The 16,267-nt window shown below is 74.3% G+C and carries 9 protein-coding genes; 7 read left to right on the top strand and 2 right to left on the bottom strand.

What is annotated here, in order from left to right; translation table 11 throughout:
• Positions 1-26 precede the first annotated feature (26 nt).
• From ACIA8O_RS32580 to ACIA8O_RS32565, 4 genes are read left to right on the top strand one after another with little or no spacing between them, the layout of a single operon-like run.
• Positions 27-512, top strand: coding sequence for a cobalamin B12-binding domain-containing protein (locus ACIA8O_RS32580; RefSeq protein ID WP_396297606.1), 486 nt, complete (start codon positions 27-29; stop codon positions 510-512).
• Positions 509-1,855, top strand: a complete 1,347-nt coding sequence (locus ACIA8O_RS32575) for a methylaspartate mutase (protein ID WP_396297605.1) — start codon at positions 509-511, stop codon at positions 1,853-1,855. Before ACIA8O_RS32580 ends, ACIA8O_RS32575 begins: the two co-directional genes overlap by 4 nt.
• Positions 1,852-3,726, top strand: coding sequence for an FAD/NAD(P)-binding protein (locus ACIA8O_RS32570; protein ID WP_396297604.1), 1,875 nt, complete (start codon positions 1,852-1,854; stop codon positions 3,724-3,726). Before ACIA8O_RS32575 ends, ACIA8O_RS32570 begins: the two co-directional genes overlap by 4 nt.
• Positions 3,723-5,426: an AMP-binding protein gene (locus ACIA8O_RS32565; RefSeq protein WP_396297603.1), complete on the top strand. Its 1,704-nt coding sequence runs from the start codon at positions 3,723-3,725 to the stop codon at positions 5,424-5,426. Before ACIA8O_RS32570 ends, ACIA8O_RS32565 begins: the two co-directional genes overlap by 4 nt.
• Before the next feature lie 90 nt (positions 5,427-5,516).
• Here ACIA8O_RS32565 and ACIA8O_RS32560 read toward each other — a convergent pair whose 3' ends face one another.
• Complete coding sequence (locus tag ACIA8O_RS32560; RefSeq protein WP_396297602.1) at positions 5,517-9,293, bottom strand: beta-N-acetylglucosaminidase domain-containing protein; 3,777 nt, start codon at positions 9,291-9,293, stop codon at positions 5,517-5,519.
• 364 nt (positions 9,294-9,657) lie between these two features.
• Here ACIA8O_RS32560 and malQ point away from each other — a divergent pair, with 364 nt between their 5' ends.
• Both malQ and ACIA8O_RS32550 read left to right on the top strand, forming a co-directional pair.
• Entirely contained in the window at positions 9,658-11,781 is a 2,124-nt protein-coding gene (malQ, locus tag ACIA8O_RS32555) for a 4-alpha-glucanotransferase (protein ID WP_396297601.1), read from the top strand.
• A 21-nt stretch (positions 11,782-11,802) separates the two neighbouring features.
• Positions 11,803-12,033, top strand: a complete 231-nt coding sequence (locus tag ACIA8O_RS32550; protein ID WP_396297600.1) for a hypothetical protein — start codon at positions 11,803-11,805, stop codon at positions 12,031-12,033.
• 96 nt (positions 12,034-12,129) lie between these two features.
• On the opposite strand, the gene pepN is transcribed toward ACIA8O_RS32550, so the two are convergent.
• Positions 12,130-14,721 carry an aminopeptidase N gene (gene pepN / locus ACIA8O_RS32545; RefSeq protein ID WP_396297599.1) on the bottom strand — a complete coding sequence of 864 codons (2,592 nt, stop codon included), beginning with the start codon at positions 14,719-14,721 and terminating at the stop codon, positions 12,130-12,132.
• A 276-nt stretch (positions 14,722-14,997) separates the two neighbouring features.
• On the opposite strand from pepN, the gene ACIA8O_RS32540 reads away from it, so the two are divergent.
• On the top strand, positions 14,998-16,185 hold the full coding sequence (locus ACIA8O_RS32540; protein WP_396297672.1) for an ROK family protein: 1,188 nt from the start codon (positions 14,998-15,000) through the stop codon (positions 16,183-16,185).
• Positions 16,186-16,267 lie beyond the last annotated feature (82 nt).

Below are 16,267 nucleotides of genomic sequence, written 5' to 3'. Positions count from 1 at the left end.
CCCCGCAGATCGTCAGAGAGAAGCCCATGTCATCGCTTACCCCGACCGGGGCGAACCTGCCGGCCCAGCGCCAGAGCAGCGGCCGCCGGGTCCTGGTCTCCAGCGTCTCCTCCGACTCCCACACCTGGAACCTCGTCTTCCTGCAGCTCCTGTTGGAGGAGATGGGCCACGAGGTCGTCAACATCGGCGCCTGCGTCCCCGACGAGCTGCTGATCTCCGAGTGCCGCCGGCACAACCCCGACATGGTCGTGGTGAGCAGCGTCAACGGCCACGGGTTCCTGGACGGCCGCCGGATGATCGGCCGGCTGCGCGACGAGGCCGACCTGGCCGACCTGCCGGTCGTGATCGGCGGGAAGCTCGGCATCCGCGGTGGTGAAGGCGGCGGGTACGGCGCCGAGTTGATGGCCGCGGGCTTCACCGCGGTGTTCGAGGACGGAGAGGGTGTGGCGGACTTCCGCCGCTACCTGGAGAGCCCCAAGCCCGTAGCGATCGTCGGAGGAGCAGCAGCATGAGCACCCTGGCCACCCTCAGCCCCGCGGGCGGCGTCCGCCGCCTGCTGTCCACCGCCCCCTTCGGCGACACCGTCGCCGCCGCCGCGGCCGCCGGCCGCCTGGTGGTCCAGCCCCGGATGGGCATGCCCAGCGTCCCGGTGATGCTCGGCGGCCTCCAGGCGGTCGCCGCCGCCGACGCCACCACGGTCGGCACCATCACCCTCGACAGCTACACCCGGGTCGGCGACCACGACTCGGCCCGCAAGGCCCTCCGCGAGGGCTCGGACCTCAACGGCTTCCCGATCGTGGCGCACGGCGCCGAGGTCACCCGCGACATGCTGGCCCAGATCGGCGCCCCGGACTTCGCGATCCAGGTCCGGCACGGCTCCCCGCTGCCGCTCGGCATCGTGCAGGCCCTGCTGGACGCCGGCCTGGACGCCACCGAGGGCGGCCCGGTCTCCTACTGCCTCCCCTACTCCCGCACCCCGCTCGCCCAGGCGGTGGACGCCTGGGCCGCCAGCTGCGAGATGCTCGCCGAGCGGGTGCAGGGCGCCCACCTGGAGAGCTTCGGCGGCTGCATGCTCGGCCAGCTCTGCCCGCCCAGCCTGCTGGTGGCGATCTCCGCCCTGGAGGGCATGTTCTTCCGCCAGCGCGGCCTGACCAGCATCTCGCTCAGCTACGCCCAGGGCACCAGCTTCGACCAGGACGTGGACGCCATCGCGGCGCTGCGCCACCTGGCCGGCCAGTACCTCGGCGACACCCAGTGGCACGTCGTCCTCTACTCCTACATGGGCGTCTTCCCCCGCACCGAGGCCGGGGCGCTCGAACTCCTCCGCGGCAGCGCGACGCTGGCCCGCACCACCGGTGCCGAGCGCCTGATCGTCAAGACCCCGGCCGAGGCCCACCGCATCCCCACCGTCGCCGACAACATCCTCGCCCTGGGCGAGGCGGCCCGGGCCTCCGAGGGCGTCGTCCCGCAGCCCGGCTCGATCACCGACAACCCGGTCTACGCCGAGGCCCGCCTGCTGGTCGAGGCCGTCCTGGAGCTCGACCCCGACATCGGCCAGGCGCTGCGCAAGGCCTTCGAGAAGGGCTACCTGGACGTCCCCTTCTGCCTGCACGCCGACAACGCCCAGCGGGCCCGCAGCTACATCGACGGTGACGGCCGGCTCCAGTGGCTCTCCACCGGCCGCATGCCGATCGCGGCGACCAAGCCCGCCGGCTCCGCCCGGCTCGGCGCCGACGACTTCCTCGGGATGCTCTCCCACGTGCAGCGCGGCTTCGACCTCGCCGCCCTGGAGACCGACTACCGCCGCCCCACCGCCCTCACCTCGACCGCCTCGACCGCCAAGGACGCCAAGTGACCACCGACCGCAACCCCCAGGCCCCGCTCTCCCTCGGCATCATCGGCTCCGGCCCGCGCGGCCTCTCGGTCTTGGAGCGCCTCGCGGCCCGGCTGAACGACGGCGAACTGAGCGGCCGTCAGGTCCGCATCCACCTGATCGACGCGGTGGAGGTCGGCTCCGGGCGGGTGTGGCGCACGGACCAGGACGACTGGTTCACGATGAACACGGTGGTCGGCCAGGTGACGATGTACTCCGGTGACCCGGACGGCGGCCCGGCCCGGCCCGGTGCCGGCCCCTCGCTGGGCCAGTGGATCGCCGAGCGGGCCAGAACCCACGGCGAGCCGCTGCTCGGCCCGGACGACTACGCCTCCCGGCAGCGCTACGGCCAGTACCAGCAGGCCGTCTACCGCTCGATCGCCGACAACCTCCCGGAGCGGGTCGAGTTAGTACCCGTCAAGGCCCGGGTCACCCAGGCCAGGCCGGCCGCCGAGGGCGGCTACGTGCTCGAACTGGACGCCGCCCCCTACCTGGTGGAGGTCGACCAGCTCCTGCTGGCCACCGGCCACCCGACCAACAAGGCGGACGCCTTCGAGCGCGGCATGTTCGCCTTCGCCGACCGCCACCCGGGCCTGGCCTACCTGGCCGGCGACTCCGCCGCCGACATGGCGCTGGACCAGCGGACCGTCCGCCCCGGCTCCACGGTCGCCATCCGGGGCCTGGGCCTCTCCTTCTACGACGTGATGCTCAGCCTGACCGTCGGCCGCGGCGGCACCTTCGCCACCGACGCGGACGGCACCCTGCGCTACCTGGCCAGCGGCCTGGAGCCGAAGATCGTCACCGGTTCGCGCAGCGGCCTGCCGATCCCGGCCCGCGGCCGGAACCAGAAGAACCCGAACCACAGCCACAAGCCGCGCTTCCTCACCTCGGCCGCGGTGGCCGACGCCCGCAAGCGCCGGATCGAGGCCGGCGGCAGCGGCCTCCTCCGCTTCGACGAGGACGTCCTCCCGCTGCTGATGCAGGAGGTGGAGGCGGTCCGCGCCGACTCCCAGGCCCGCGCCGGCGGCGCCCCGCTGGCCCCGCTCGACCTGGACGCGCTGGCCCGCCCGTTCCGCGGCAAGGAGTACGCCGGCCCGGAGCAGTTCCGCGCCGAACTGCTGGACATCATGCGGGAGGACCTCGATGCGGCCCAGCTCGGCAACGCGGACGGTCCGCTCAAGTCCGCCCTCGACGTCCTCCGCGACATCCGCAACGTGGTGCGCGAGGCGGTCGACTACGGCGGCCTCCAGCCCGACTCCTACGTGGAGGAGTTCCAGAAGAAGTTCCTCCCCGTCAACTCCCTCCTCTCCGCCGGACCTCCGATCGAGCGGGTGGAGCAGCTGGTGGCGCTGATCGAGGCCGGCGTGGTCGAGGTCGCGGGCCCCGCCACCGAGTTCGAGGCCGACGAGGCGGCCGGGAAGTTCCGGATCTCCTCCCCGCAGGTGGCCGGCTCGGTGCACCACGCCGAGGTGCTGGTCGACGCCCGGATCCCCACCCCGGACCTGCACAAGGACACCTCCCCGCTCACCACCTCGCTGCTGGCCGACGGCCTGATCGGCGAGTACGTGATGACCGACCCGACGACCGGCGCGGCCCACGCCACCGGCGGCCTGAACGTCACCGAGGCCCCGTTCCGGGTGATCGACGCCGACGGCCGCATCCGCTGCGACCTCTACGCCCTGGGCATCCCGACCGAGCACACCCGCTGGTTCACCCAGGTCGGCAGCGGCAAGCCGGGCCTCAACACCCTGTTCCGCCGCGACGCCGACTCGATCGCCGCCGCCATGCTCGACCGCGCACTGACCACCACCGCCCCCCAGACCGCCACCATCACCGCCGGAGGAGCCGCGTGAACACCGCCGGCCGCAACCCCAACGCCACCGCCGCCTTCCGTACCGCCCGCAACGTCCTGCTGGACAACGCGCACGACCTGGACGCCGCCCGCGAGCAGTTCCAGTGGCCCCAACTGCCCCAGTTCAACTGGGCGCTGGACTGGTTCGACGTGATCGCCGCCGAGAACGGCGAGCGCACCGCGCTCCGCCTGCTGGGCGAGGGCCCGGCCCGCGAGGTCAGCTACGCCGAGCTCTCCCGCCGCTCCGACCAGGTCGCCAACTGGCTCCGCTCGGTGGGCGTGCGGCGCGGTGACCGGCTCCTGATGGCCCTGCACAACCGCCTCCCGCTCTACGAGACCATGCTTGCCGCGATCAAGCTGGGCGCCGTGGTCGTCCCCACCTACGCCACCGCCACCACCGACGACCTGGCGGACCGGCTGGACCGGGCCAAGGTGCGCCACGTGCTCACCGAGGACTCGCTGGTCGAGCGCTTCGCCGACCTGCCGGGCGGCTGGACCCGCATCAACACCGGTGCCCGGGTCGAGGGTTGGGCCAACTACGCGGACTCCGAGACCGCCCCCGAGGCCTTCGACCCGCAGGGCACCACCCGCGGCGACGACCCGCTGTTCGTCTACTTCACCTCCGGCACCACCTCCCGCCCCAAGATGGTCCTGCACACCCACACCAGCTACCCGGTCGGCCACCTCTCCGGGATGTACTGGAACGGGGTCCGCCCCGGCGACGTCCACCTGAACATCTCGGCCCCGGGCTGGGCCAAGCACGCCTGGAGCTCCTTCTTCGTCCCCTTCAACGCCGAGGCCACCATCGTGGTCCTGGACTCCGCCCTCTCCACCCCGACCGCCGTCCTGGAGACCCTCCGGGAGCAGGGCATCACCACCTTCTGCGCCCCGCCGACCGTCTGGCGCGGCCTGCTGGCCGAGGGCCTCGGCGAGGCCCCCGCCACCCTCCGCGAGGCGACCTGCGCCGGCGAGCCGCTGGAGGCCACCCTGATCTCCACGGTCGAGGAGACCTGGGGCGTCTACGTCCGGGACGGCTACGGCCAGACCGAGACCACCGGCCAGATCGGCCACACCCCGGGCCGCCGCCCGCAGGCCGGCGTGATGGGCCGTCCGCTCCCCGGCTACCGCCCGGTCGTGGTGGACCCGAAGACCGGCCGCCCGGTCGCCCCCGGCGGCGTCGGCGAGCTCTGCCTGGACCTGACGGTCCGTCCGACCGGCATCATGGTCGGCTACGCCGGTGACCAGAAGAAGACCGAGGCGGCCTTCGCCGGCGGCTACTACCACACCGGCGACCTGGTCCGGCTGGGCGAGGACGGCGAGCTGAGCTACGTCGGCCGCGACGACGACATGTTCAAGTCCTTCGACTACCGCATCTCCCCGCTGGAGCTGGAGCGGGTGCTGCTGGGCCACCCGGCCGTCGAGCAGGCCGCCGTGGTGCCGGTGCCGGACCCGGTCGGCATGTGGATCCCCAAGGCCTTCGTGCTGCTCGCCCCCGAGTGGGCCGGGCGCGAGGACGCCGCCGAGCTGCTCTTCCAGCGGGTCCGGGCCGAGCTGCCGGCCGAGAAGTGGGTCAAGGTCCTGGAGTTCGTCCCCGGGATGCCGACCACCATCTCCGGCAAGATCCGGCGCGCCGAGCTCCGCACCCTGCAGACCCTGGGCCACCAGGAGCACCTGCTGGCCGACCTGGCGGTGGCCAACTGACGACGGACACCGCACCACGCACGACGCACCACGCACCACCACGGAGCCGCGCCGACCTCCCACCAGGGGGCGGCGCGGCTCCGTTTCCGCTCACGGTCCGGTGACGCCGTACAGCTGCACGGAGCTGAGCGCGTAGCCGTACCGGGTGGCCCGGGTGACGCCCTGCACCCGCAGGTACTTGGCGCCCGGCGCGTCGAAGCGCACCGTCTCGGTGCCGCCCCGGCCGTCCGCCACGGTGGCCACCGTGGTCCACACGGCCCCGTCCGGCGAGGCCTGCAGCCGGTAGGCGGAGGCGTACGCGGCCTCCCAGGCCAGCACCGCCGAACCCAGCCGGACCGGCTCCGGGAGCTCCAGCTGCACCCAGGCGTCGTCCTTGGCCGGAGCGGACCACCTGGTCGCCGGGGCCCCGTCGTTGACCGCCGAGGCGGGCGTTTTCGCGGAGTCGTCGCCGGAGGAGGAGGCCACCGCGCGCAGCGCCAGGTCGGGGCCGCCGGACGGCGGCACCACCCGCACCCGCAGGGTCTGGCGCACCGTCAGGCCCTGGGCGGTGAAGACCACCGGCACCTCGTACGTCCCGGTGGGCGTGCCGGCCGCCGCCGTCAGCCGGAGCGGGGCGGCGATCCGTCCGCCGCGCGGCACCGCCAGCTCGGGCACCGGAGCCACCGTCAGGCCCTGGGCCACGCCCGGCACCTCGGCGGTGAGCCGTCCGGTCACCACGTCCGGGCGGCCGGACTCGACCACCGCGCCGGTCTGCGCCGGGGCGGCGGCGCCGGCCACCACGTCCAGCACCGGGACGGAGAGCGAGAGCCGGGCGGCCGGGGTGTCCTGGTACCAGGGCACGATCTGGTTGACCACCGGCGGCTCGCCGCCCGGCGCCCAGACCAGCCGGATGGCCGTCACCTGCCGCCCGCCGGCGGGCAGTTCGTTCCAGCCGGGGCGGACGGTGCCGACCGCCACCCAGCTGCCGTCCGGCTGCTCCAGCTCGACGGTGCCCGAGGCCTTCACGGTCGGGTCGGTCAGCACGGTGACCCGGTCCAGCGGACGGGCCGCGCCGAGCTCCACGGTGAGCGGGGCGTCCCCGGCGGCCGGGGCGCCGGCCGCCCGGTAGGCGGTGTCCGGGTTGCCGTCCAGCACCGCCGAGGCCGGGGAACCGGGCTCGGCCACCGGGCCGCCGGTCACCGTGGCCGGGGTCTCGCCGGGCGCCGCCACGCTGAACTCGCGCACCGCCACGGCGGTCTTCTGCCCGGCGGTGGCGCGCAGCCGGACGGCCTTGGCCACCACCCCGGGGGGCACCGCGACGGTGAGGTCCTGACGGCCGTTCAGGTCGGCCAGCGGCCGCCAGCCGCCCTCGCCGGTGGTGTACTCCAGCACGCCCTCGCGCAGGAAGTCGCCGGCCGCGCTGCGGGCGTCCGGCCCCTGGCCCCAACTGCCCATCAGCACCGTGACGCTGCCCACCGGGCGGCCCGGGCCGAGGTCCAGGCCGATGGTGTCGCCGGTCTGCGGCGGGGAGGCGGTCCAGTAGAAGGTGTCGGCCGAGTCGTCGGTCATCAGCGAGGGCCGGTGGTCGTGCGCGGTGCCCAGGGTGGTGGTCGCCGAGACCGGCCCGGTGCTCACCCCCGACCAGCTGTCGGCGGCCCGCACCGCCCGGTCCAGGAACGGGTCCAGCACCCCGGCGCCGACGGTGGCGCCGCCCTGGCCGAGCTGCTCCCGCTCGCCGCGCAGGGTGACCCGCTGCTGCCAGGCCGCCGAGCCGTCCCCGCCGCGCTGGGCCAGCAGCATGTCCACCGCGGCCAGCCCGGCCCGGCCGTACCCGGCCAGCTCGGCCAGCCACGGGTCCGCCTCCACCCCGACCTGCTCGGTGGCCAGCGCCTGCCGGGCCCCGGCCATGGTGGCGAAGGCGTCCCGCAGCGGGGCGGCCGCCTCGGCCAGCCTCGCCCGGTCCGGCGCGGCCCCGCCGGTCGGCTCCAGGGCCGCCCAGAACCGCTCGGCCAACGGGGTCAGGTAGCCCGACTCGCCCTTGGCCAGCACCGAGGAGGAGCTGTGCCCGGCCAGCGCGGTGAGCGCCGCCAGGCCCTCCGCCGAGCCGGCCAGTGGCCGCAGCGCGGCCCGCCAGGAGTCGGCCGGCCGGTAGCCCTCCGGGTTCCAGCCGAAGTCGCCGGCGGTGGCCAGCGGCACCCGGGAGGCCACCGGCTGCTCCATAGCGGCGGTCAGCAGCGCGGCCGAACCGGTCGCCACCCCGGCCTCCCGGCCCTGGTACGCGCCCAGGTAGAGCCGCTCCGGCGCCGAGTCGTTGGCCGGATAGCCGTCCAGGGTGACCAGCGGCCGCCCGGCCGCCCTCGCCGCCTCCGCGGTGGCGTCCGCCGAGATCTTCGCCGGGATCACCGCACCGCCGCTCCACGCCACCCCGACGTCGGCGGGCAGCGCGGCGGTCAGCGCCTTGCGGTACGGCGAGACGGCCGCCTTCTGGTAGTCCGTCGGCACCACGGTCAGCGGCAGCTTCCCCCTGGTCAGCCGCTCCCGGACCTTGCCCACCAGCGCAGCCTGCGCCTTGGCGGCGGCCTCCGGCCCGGTGCCGAAGCTGCGCCGGTCGGTGCCGCAGTGCCACTCGTCGAAGGAGACGTCCAGGAACTCGAGTTGGAACGCCTCGAAGCCCAGCCTGCGCAGCCCGTCCAGCTTGGCCAGCAGCGCGTCCACGTCCCGGCCCGAGCTGTAGCAGAAGGACTGCCCGGGGTCGATCGAGTACCCCAGCGTCACGTGGTTCTGCCGGGCGGCCTCGGCCAGCCGGCGCAGTCCCTCGGCCTCCGCCTCCGGGTACGGGTCACGCCAGCGGGAGAGCCGGTACCGGTCGGCGCCGGGCGCGTACAGGTAGAAGTTCTGCTTGGTCCGGCCGAGGAACTCCAGCTGCGCGATCCGCTGGTCGGTGGTCCACGGGGTGCCGTGGAAGGACTCGGCCAGGCCGCGGACCGGCGCGCCCGAGGGCCAGTCCCGCACCGTCACGCCCGGGAACGCGAAGCCCCTGCCGTCCGGCGCCGGGGCCAGCAGCTGACGCAGGCTCTGCGCCGCGTGGTACGTGCCCTGCGCGTCCACCCCGGCCAGCACCACCGTGCCGTGCGGGCCGCCCTCGCCCGGCGCCTGACCCGCCGCCAGCAGGTAACCCCCGGCGGGCAGTCCGTCGAACGAGAGCCCCTCGGTGTCCTTGCGCCCGGCCGCCTGCGCCAGCTCCCGCAGCGCCCGGTCGGCCGCCCCGCCGGCCAGCTCGGCCGGGCCGCCCACGTACACCGTCAGGCTCCCCGGCGCCGGACGCTCCGGCGGGCCCGGCAGCGGGGTGATCTCCGCCGCCCCGGCCGAGGTCAGCAGGTCCCGGACCAGGTCCACCGCCGGGCCGTCCGCCTTCTCCGCCACCACCAGCTGCACCGCGGCCGGCACCGCCACCGGCTGCCCGGCGGCGGTCAACTGCTGCGGACGCGGGAAGAGCTGAGGATCCGCCAGGCTCCCCAGCGGCGTGCGGGCCGCCGCGCTCACGGGCCGCCCGGGGGACGGCTCCGCGTACGCCGTGCCCGGCGCCGCCACCAGCAGCCCGCCCACCACGGCAGCCGCCGACAGCGTCGCGGCCAGCTGCAGCGTCGCCCGCCGCGGGCCCGGCCGGTGCCGCCGCTCCGCCCGTACGGACGCCAGCAGCGGCGGGGTCCCCTTGAGATCGGCGATCAGGCGGTCCGCCGTCTTCGGCGCGAGCTGACGGGCCGTCCGCGCCGTCGCCCTCCGGGCCGCCAACGCGGCCGGGTGGCACAGCACGTCCCGGAGGGCCGAACTCTGCTCGATCTGCTGCCGCAGCAGCCTCCCGGCCGCCACCGAAACCCGAGCCTGCACAGAACCCTCCTCGCCGACGTCGCCCCAGCCCAGCCCCCGGCGGCACAGCCCATCAGCAACCCGAAACGGTGTCAACCCACAGCCCGGCCGCCGCGTGGGCGCGAGGACGTACGTGGTCACACCGGGGGCGCGGGGAACTGCGCGAAGCGGAAGAAGGAAGCCCGTGTGCCGGGTACGGACGTTCACGTGCAGGTGATTCTCCGTACCCGGCACACGGTCTGTGTCTTCCGCTTCGCGCAGTTCCCCGCGCCCCTGACCCCTCACGGGTTGGGCACCGTCCAGCGTGTCGGGTCGGGTCGGGCGGGTCGGGCACGGGTAGGACTGGGGGTGTCCGTACGGTTACACCGAGCGCAGGAGCCCTGAAGTGGCCGCTTATCTCGACCGTGACGCCGCCGACCCGCAGCAGGCCCCGGCCCAGGAGCCGCCGCCCTCACCGGAGTTGGTCGCCCTGGCGCACGCGCACGGAGTGGACACCACGTACGACGTCGGCGCCGGCCCGGTGCCGGTCGCGCCGCACACCCTGATCGCGGTCCTCGCCGCCCTCGGTGTCGACGCCGCCACCCCGGCCGCCGTCCGCGAGGCGGCCGAGCGCCACCGCGCCGGGCTCGCCGCCCGCCTGCTGCCGCCCTGCGTGGTGGTCCGGGCGGGACGCCGCACCGCGCTGGACGTCCCGGCCGGCGCCCGCCTCGCGGTGGAGCTGGAGAGCGGCGGCACCTGGACCCTGCCGCCGTCCCGTTCGCACTGGCTGCCCGCCGACCTCCCGCTGGGCCGGCACCGGCTGACCGTCCGCACCACGGACGGCCGCGCGGACTCCACTCCGCTGATCGTGGCGCCGCAGCGCCTGCCGGAGATCGGCCGCCGGTCCTGGGGCTTCCTGGCCCAGCTCTACTCGGTGCTCTCCGAACGGTCCTGGGGCATGGGCGACCTGGGTGACCTGGCGGAGCTGGCCGCCTGGTCCGGCCACGCCCTCGGGGCCGGCTTCGTGCAGCTCAACCCGCTGCACGCCGCCCTGCCCGGCGCCCCCTCCGACCCGTCCCCGTACCGTCCGTCCTCCCGCCGCTTCACCGATCCGGTGCACCTGCGGATCGAGGCGGTCCCCGAGTACCCGTACGCCGACCAGCACCAGCTCGCCCAACTCGCCGAGCGGGGGCGGAGGTTGAGCCAGGAGGTGCTGGCCCACGACGGCCTGGTCGACCGCGACGCGGTGCGCGCCGTCAAGTACCAGGCCCTCGAACTCCTCCACGGAGTCCCCCGCGCCCCCGGCCGGGAGGCCGCCTACCGGGCCTACGTGGCGCGGGAGGGCAGCTGGCTGGAGCGGTACGCGCTCTGGTGCGCGCTGGCCGAGGTGCACGGCGACGACTGGCACCACTGGCCGAAGGGCCTGCGCCACCCGGACAGTCCGCACGTCACCAAGGCGGCCCAGGACCTGGAGGACCGGGTCGAGTTCCACCGCTGGCTGGCCTGGCTGACGGACCACCAGCTGGGCGAGGCGCAGCGGGCCGCCGAGGAGGCGGGCATGCCGGTGGGCCTGGTGCACGACCTGGCGGTCGGCGTGCACCCGGACGGCGCGGACGCCTGGGTGCTCCAGGACGTGCTGGCGGCGGGCATCTCGGTCGGCGCCCCGCCGGACGCCTTCAACGCGCACGGCCAGGACTGGGGTCTGCCGCCCTGGCGGCCGGACGCGCTGGCCGCCGCCGGGTACGCCCCGTACGCGGAGCTGCTGCGGGCGGCGGTGCGGCACGCGGGGGCGGTGCGGATCGACCACGTGATGGGGCTGTTCCGGCTCTGGTGGGTGCCGGCCGGGCTGCCGCCGACCCAGGGCGCGTACGTGCGCTACGACGCGGAGGCGATGCTCGGGGTGCTGGCGCTGGAGGCGCACCGGGCCGGGACGTACGTGATCGGCGAGGACCTGGGCACGGTGGAGCCGGGGGTGCGGGAGGAGTTGACGGCCCGTGGGGTGCTGGGCACCTCGGTGCTCTGGTTCGAGCGGGACTGGCGGGCGGACGGGGCGATCCTGCCGCCCGAGCGCTGGCGGGCGGCCTGCCTGGCCACCCTGACCACCCACGACCTGCCGAGCACCGCGGCCCGGCTCTCCGGCGAGCACGTGGAGCTGCGCCACCGGCTCGGCCTGCTGGCCCGGCCACTCGCGGAGGAGCAGGCCGAGGCCGCCGCCGAACTGGCCGACTGGCAGGCCGAACTGACCCGGCTGGGCCTGCTCGCCGAGGGGGCGGAGCCGACCGCCGAGGCGCTCTACGCCTTCCTGCTGGCCACCCCGGCCGAGCTGGTCGGCGTCTGGCTGCCGGACCTGGTGGGGGACCCGCGCCCGCAGAACCTGCCCGGCACCTGGGACCAGTACCCGAACTGGCGGCTGCCGGTGGCCGACCGGAGCGGACGCCCCGTCACCCTGGAGCAGCTGGCGGCCTCCGCCTCCGCCGCCCGGTTGGTGGAGGCGCTCGGAAGGCGCACCCCGGCGAGCGGCGGCCGATAAGCGGCCGGTACCTTGGGAAACGTGGACAAGAGGAACGCTTTGCGAGCCGGTGCGGTCACCGCCACGGCGACGCTGATGATGCTGCTGACGTCGCCCGCCGCCCTGGCGCTGACCCGGGACGACGGTGACGACCCGGGTTCTGGCATCAGTGTGGCCCAGACCCTCGGCCTGTTCGTGGCCCTCCCGCTGGTCGCCTTCGCGGTCATCGCGGGCCTGGTGATGATCCCGTCCCTGGGCAAGGGCAAGAAGTAATCCCGCAGGACCCGCACCACCCGCAGCACCCGCACCAAGCGAAGGACCGCCACCCGGGCGAACCCGGATGGCGGTCCTTCTGCGTGTGACGGACCGTCAGTGGCCGAGCTCCCGGGCGCCGGCCGCGTGGTCGGCGGCCTGGGCCCTGAGCGCGCGCTCGACGGCGGCGCGGGACTCGACCACCATCCGGCGCAGGGCCGGGGCGGGCTCGGCCGAGGCCAGCCAGGCGTCGGTGGTGTCCAGGGTGGACTGCGAGACCTGGAGGGCCGGGTAGAGGCCGACCACGATCTGCTGCGAGATCTCGTGGCTACGGGTCTCGTAGACGCCCTTGATCGCGGCGAAGTACTTCTCCACGTACGGGGCGAGCAGCTCGCGCTGGTCGGCCTGGCCGAAGCCGCCGATCACCGCGTCCTGCACGTAGTTGGTCAGGTCGTCGTGCTCCACCACGGAGGCCCAGGCCTCGGCCTTGGCCTCGGCGGTCGGGCGGGCGGCGCGGCAGGAGGCGGCGCGCTCCTGGCCGGCCGCGGTGGAGTCGCGCTCCAGCTCGGCGGCGACCGCGGCCTCGTCGGCGCGGCCGGTGGCGACCAGGCGGTGGAGCAGGACCCAGCGCAGCTCGGTGTCCACGGCCAGGCCGTCCAGCTCCTGCGAGCCGTCCAGCAGACCGGCCAGCAGGCCGAGCTGACCCTCCGTCCGGGCGACGGCGGCGAGCGTGCGGGCCCAGGCCAGCTGGTGGTCGCCGCCCGGGGCGGCGGCGCGCAGCTGCTCCTCGGCGGCGGCGGCCCAGCGGGCCAGGCCCTGCTCGCGCCAGGCCGGGTCGGCGTACATGTCCAGGGCCAGCTTGACCTGGCGCTGCACCGACTGGACCACGCCGATGTCGGTCTCCCGGGCCAGGCCGGAGAGGGCCAGCTCCAGGTAGTCGCGGGTGGCCAGCTCGCCGTCGCGGGTCATGTCCCAGGCGGAGGCCCAGCAGAGCGCGCGGGGGAGCGAGGTGGCGAAGGTGCCCAGGTGCTCGGTGACGGCGGCCAGCGAGTCGGCGTCGAGCCGGACCTTGGCGTAGGAGAGGTCGTCGTCGTTGAGCAGCAGCACGGTCGGGCGGACCTTGCCGACCAGCTGCGGCACGGCGGTCTCGGCGCCGTCCACGTCCAGTTCGATCCGCTCGGTGCGGACCAGCTGTCCGTCCTTCAGCTCGTACGCGCCGATGGCGATCCGGTGCGGGCGCAGCACGGCCTCGCCCTTGGCGCCGGCCGGCAGGGCCGGGGCCTCCTGGAGCACCGAGAAGGAGGTGATGACGCCGGCCGCGTCGGTCTCCAGCTTCGGGCGCAGCACGTTGATGCCGGCCGTCTCCAGCCAGGACTTGGACCAGGCCTTGAGGTCACGGCCGCTGGTCTGCTCCAGGGCGCCGAGCAGGTCGCTCAGGCGGGTGTTCCCCCAGGAGTGCGCCTTGAAGTAGGCCTGCACGCCCTTGAAGAACTCGTCCTGGCCGACGTACGCCACCAGCTGCTTGAGCACCGAGGCGCCCTTGGCGTAGGTGATGCCGTCGAAGTTGACCATGACGTCCTCGAGATCGTTGATCTCGGCCATGATCGGGTGGGTCGAGGGGAGCTGGTCCTGCCGGTAGGCCCAGGTCTTCATCTCGTTGGCGAAGGTGGTCCAGGAGTCCGGCCACTGCGAGCCGGCCGCCTCGGCCTGGCAGACCGACTCGGCGAAGGTCGCGAACGACTCGTTCAGCCAGAGGTCGTTCCACCACTCCATGGTGACCAGGTTGCCGAACCACATGTGGGCCAGCTCGTGCAGGATCGTGGACGCCCGGGCCTCGTAGGCGGCGTCGGTGACCTTCGAGCGGAAGACGTACTGGTCCCGGAAGGTGACCGCGCCCGCGTTCTCCATCGCGCCGGCGTTGAACTCCGGCACGAACAGCTGGTCGTACTTCTCGAACGGGTACGGGCAGTCGAACTTCTCCTGGAAGTAGTCGAAGCCCTGCCGGGTGACCGTGAAGATCGCGTCGGCGTCCAGGAACTCGCGCAGCGAGGGGCGGCAGTAGACGCCGAGCGGCACGACCTGGTCGCCGTTGCGGTACTCGTCGAAGACGCCGACGTACGGGCCGGCGATCAGCGCGGTGATGTAGGTCGAGATCCGGCCGGTGGGGCTGAACCTCCAGACCCGGGTGTCGCCCTCGCCCTCGGGCTGCGGGGTGGGCGAGTTGGAGATGACGGCCCAGCCGTTCGGCGCGGTCACCGTGAAGGTGAAGCTCGCCTTCAGGTCGGGCTGCTCGAAGGAGGCGAACACCCGGCGGGCGTCCGGCACCTCGAACTGGGTGTAGAGGTAGGTCTCGCCGTCGACCGGGTCGACGAAGCGGTGCAGGCCCTCACCGGTGTTGGTGAAGGCGCAGTCCGCGACGACCTTCAGCTCGTTCTCGGCGGCCAGGCCCGGCAGCGCGATCCGGCTGTCGGCGAACGAGTCCAGCGGCAGTGCCCGCCCGTTCAGGACGATCTCGGAGACGCTCGGCGCCACCAGGTCGATGAAGCTCTCGGCGCCCGGGGTGGTGGCGGTGAACCGGACCGTGGTGGTGGAGCGGAAGGTGCCGCCCTCACGGGCCGAGCTCAGGTCGAGGTCGATGTCGTACGACTCCACGTGCAGGAGCGCGGCCCGGGTGCGGGCCTCCTCACGGGTCAAGTTGGTGCCAGGCACTCGTAGGACTCCTTTGTCAGGCATGGGTGCCGCCATCCTTCCACGTCGCCCTCCCGGCCCGCCCCGGAGTATCCGGCCGACACCACGGGGGCATCTCCCAGGCAACGATCCGTGTTCGATCTGCGTTCAGGCCGGGTTCGCTCTTGACGGGGCGTCGGGCGGGTGGCCGAGCATAGGCTTCAGAAGTTGAAGGTGAATATCCGGAGCTCCGCCGCAACGGCGCGGCTGGTGCGGAGGCCGTCGGGCCGCCGTGCCCAAGGAGGGTGAATCATGTCGCTGGACACACCGGGATCGCAGTCCTCGCTGCACCGGGCCAATCTCGAACGGGTGCTGCGGGCGGTCCGGATGGCGGGCTCGCTGACCCAGGCGGAGATCGCCCGGTCCACCGGACTCTCCGCGGCCACGGTGTCCAACATCGTCCGGGAGCTCAAGGAGAGCGGCACCGTCGTGGTGGCCGACACCTCCTCGGGCGGCCGCCGGGCGCGCTCCGTCTCGCTCAGCGGGGACGCCGGCATCGTGGTGGGCGTGGACTTCGGCCACACCCACCTGCGGGTCGCGGTCGGCAACCTGGCGCACCGGGTGCTGGCCGAGGAGAGCGAGCCGATCGACGTGGACGTCTCGGCCCAGCAGGGCTTCGACCGGGCCGAGGCGCTGGTGGCCCGGCTGCTGGAGCAGGCCGGCTTCAAGGCCGAGAAGGTGATCGGGGTCGGCCTCGGCGTGCCGGGCCCGATCGACCAGGAGACCGGGGCGCTGGGCTCCACCGCGATCCTGCCGGGCTGGACGGGCATCGCGCCCGGCCGGGAGCTGGCGCAGCGCCTGGGCATGGAGGTGCACGTCGACAACGACGCCAACCTGGGCGCGCTGGGCGAGCTGGTCTGGGGGGCGGGCCGCGGCCTGACCGACCTGGCGTACATCAAGGTGGCCAGCGGCGTCGGCTCCGGCCTGGTGATCAACGGTCAGATCTACCGCGGCCCGGGCGGTACGGCCGGCGAGATCGGCCACATCACCCTGGACGAGTCCGGCCCGGTCTGCCGCTGCGGCAACCGCGGCTGCCTGGAGACCTTCGTCGGCTCCCGGTACCTGCTCAATCTCTTGAACGCCAACCACCCGGGGGAGTTGACGCTCACCAAGGTGGTGCAGCTGGCCCAGCAGGGCGACCTCGGCTGCCGCCGGGTGATCGCCGACGCCGGCCGGCAGATCGGCACCGGCGTGGCCACCCTGTGCAACCTGCTCAACCCCCGCCGGGTGATCCTCGGCGGTGACCTCGCCGAGGCCGGTGACCTGGTGCTTTCCCCGATCCGGGACTCGGTCGCGCGGTACGCGATCCCCTCCGCGGCGCGTCAGCTCTCGGTCGTCCCGGGCACGCTGGGTGGCCGGGCCGAGGTGCTCGGGGCGCTCGCGCTGGTGATGAGCGAGATGGGCGAATCGGGCGCAATCCGGCAGATCACCACTGCGGGGTCCTGACTCCGGAAATCGCTCTCCCGCGTCCGCTTGTGGTGAAGCCGGGGCCGAACATGTCCGTTTGGTCTCGGCTTCGCCTTCATGA

It is taken from the genome of Kitasatospora sp. NPDC051853, assembly GCF_044452665.1.
In the GTDB taxonomy this organism is placed as follows: domain Bacteria; phylum Actinomycetota; class Actinomycetes; order Streptomycetales; family Streptomycetaceae; genus Kitasatospora.
Note: the sequence above shows the minus strand (reverse complement) of the source record. Positions and strands in the feature narration are given on the sequence as shown.

Coding starts and splice junctions, on each gene's coding strand:
- ACIA8O_RS32580 (WP_396297606.1), top strand. CDS start 27: ATGTCATCGCTTACCCCGACCGGGGCGAACCTGCCGGCCCAGCGCCAG.
- ACIA8O_RS32575 (WP_396297605.1), top strand. CDS start 509: ATGAGCACCCTGGCCACCCTCAGCCCCGCGGGCGGCGTCCGCCGCCTG.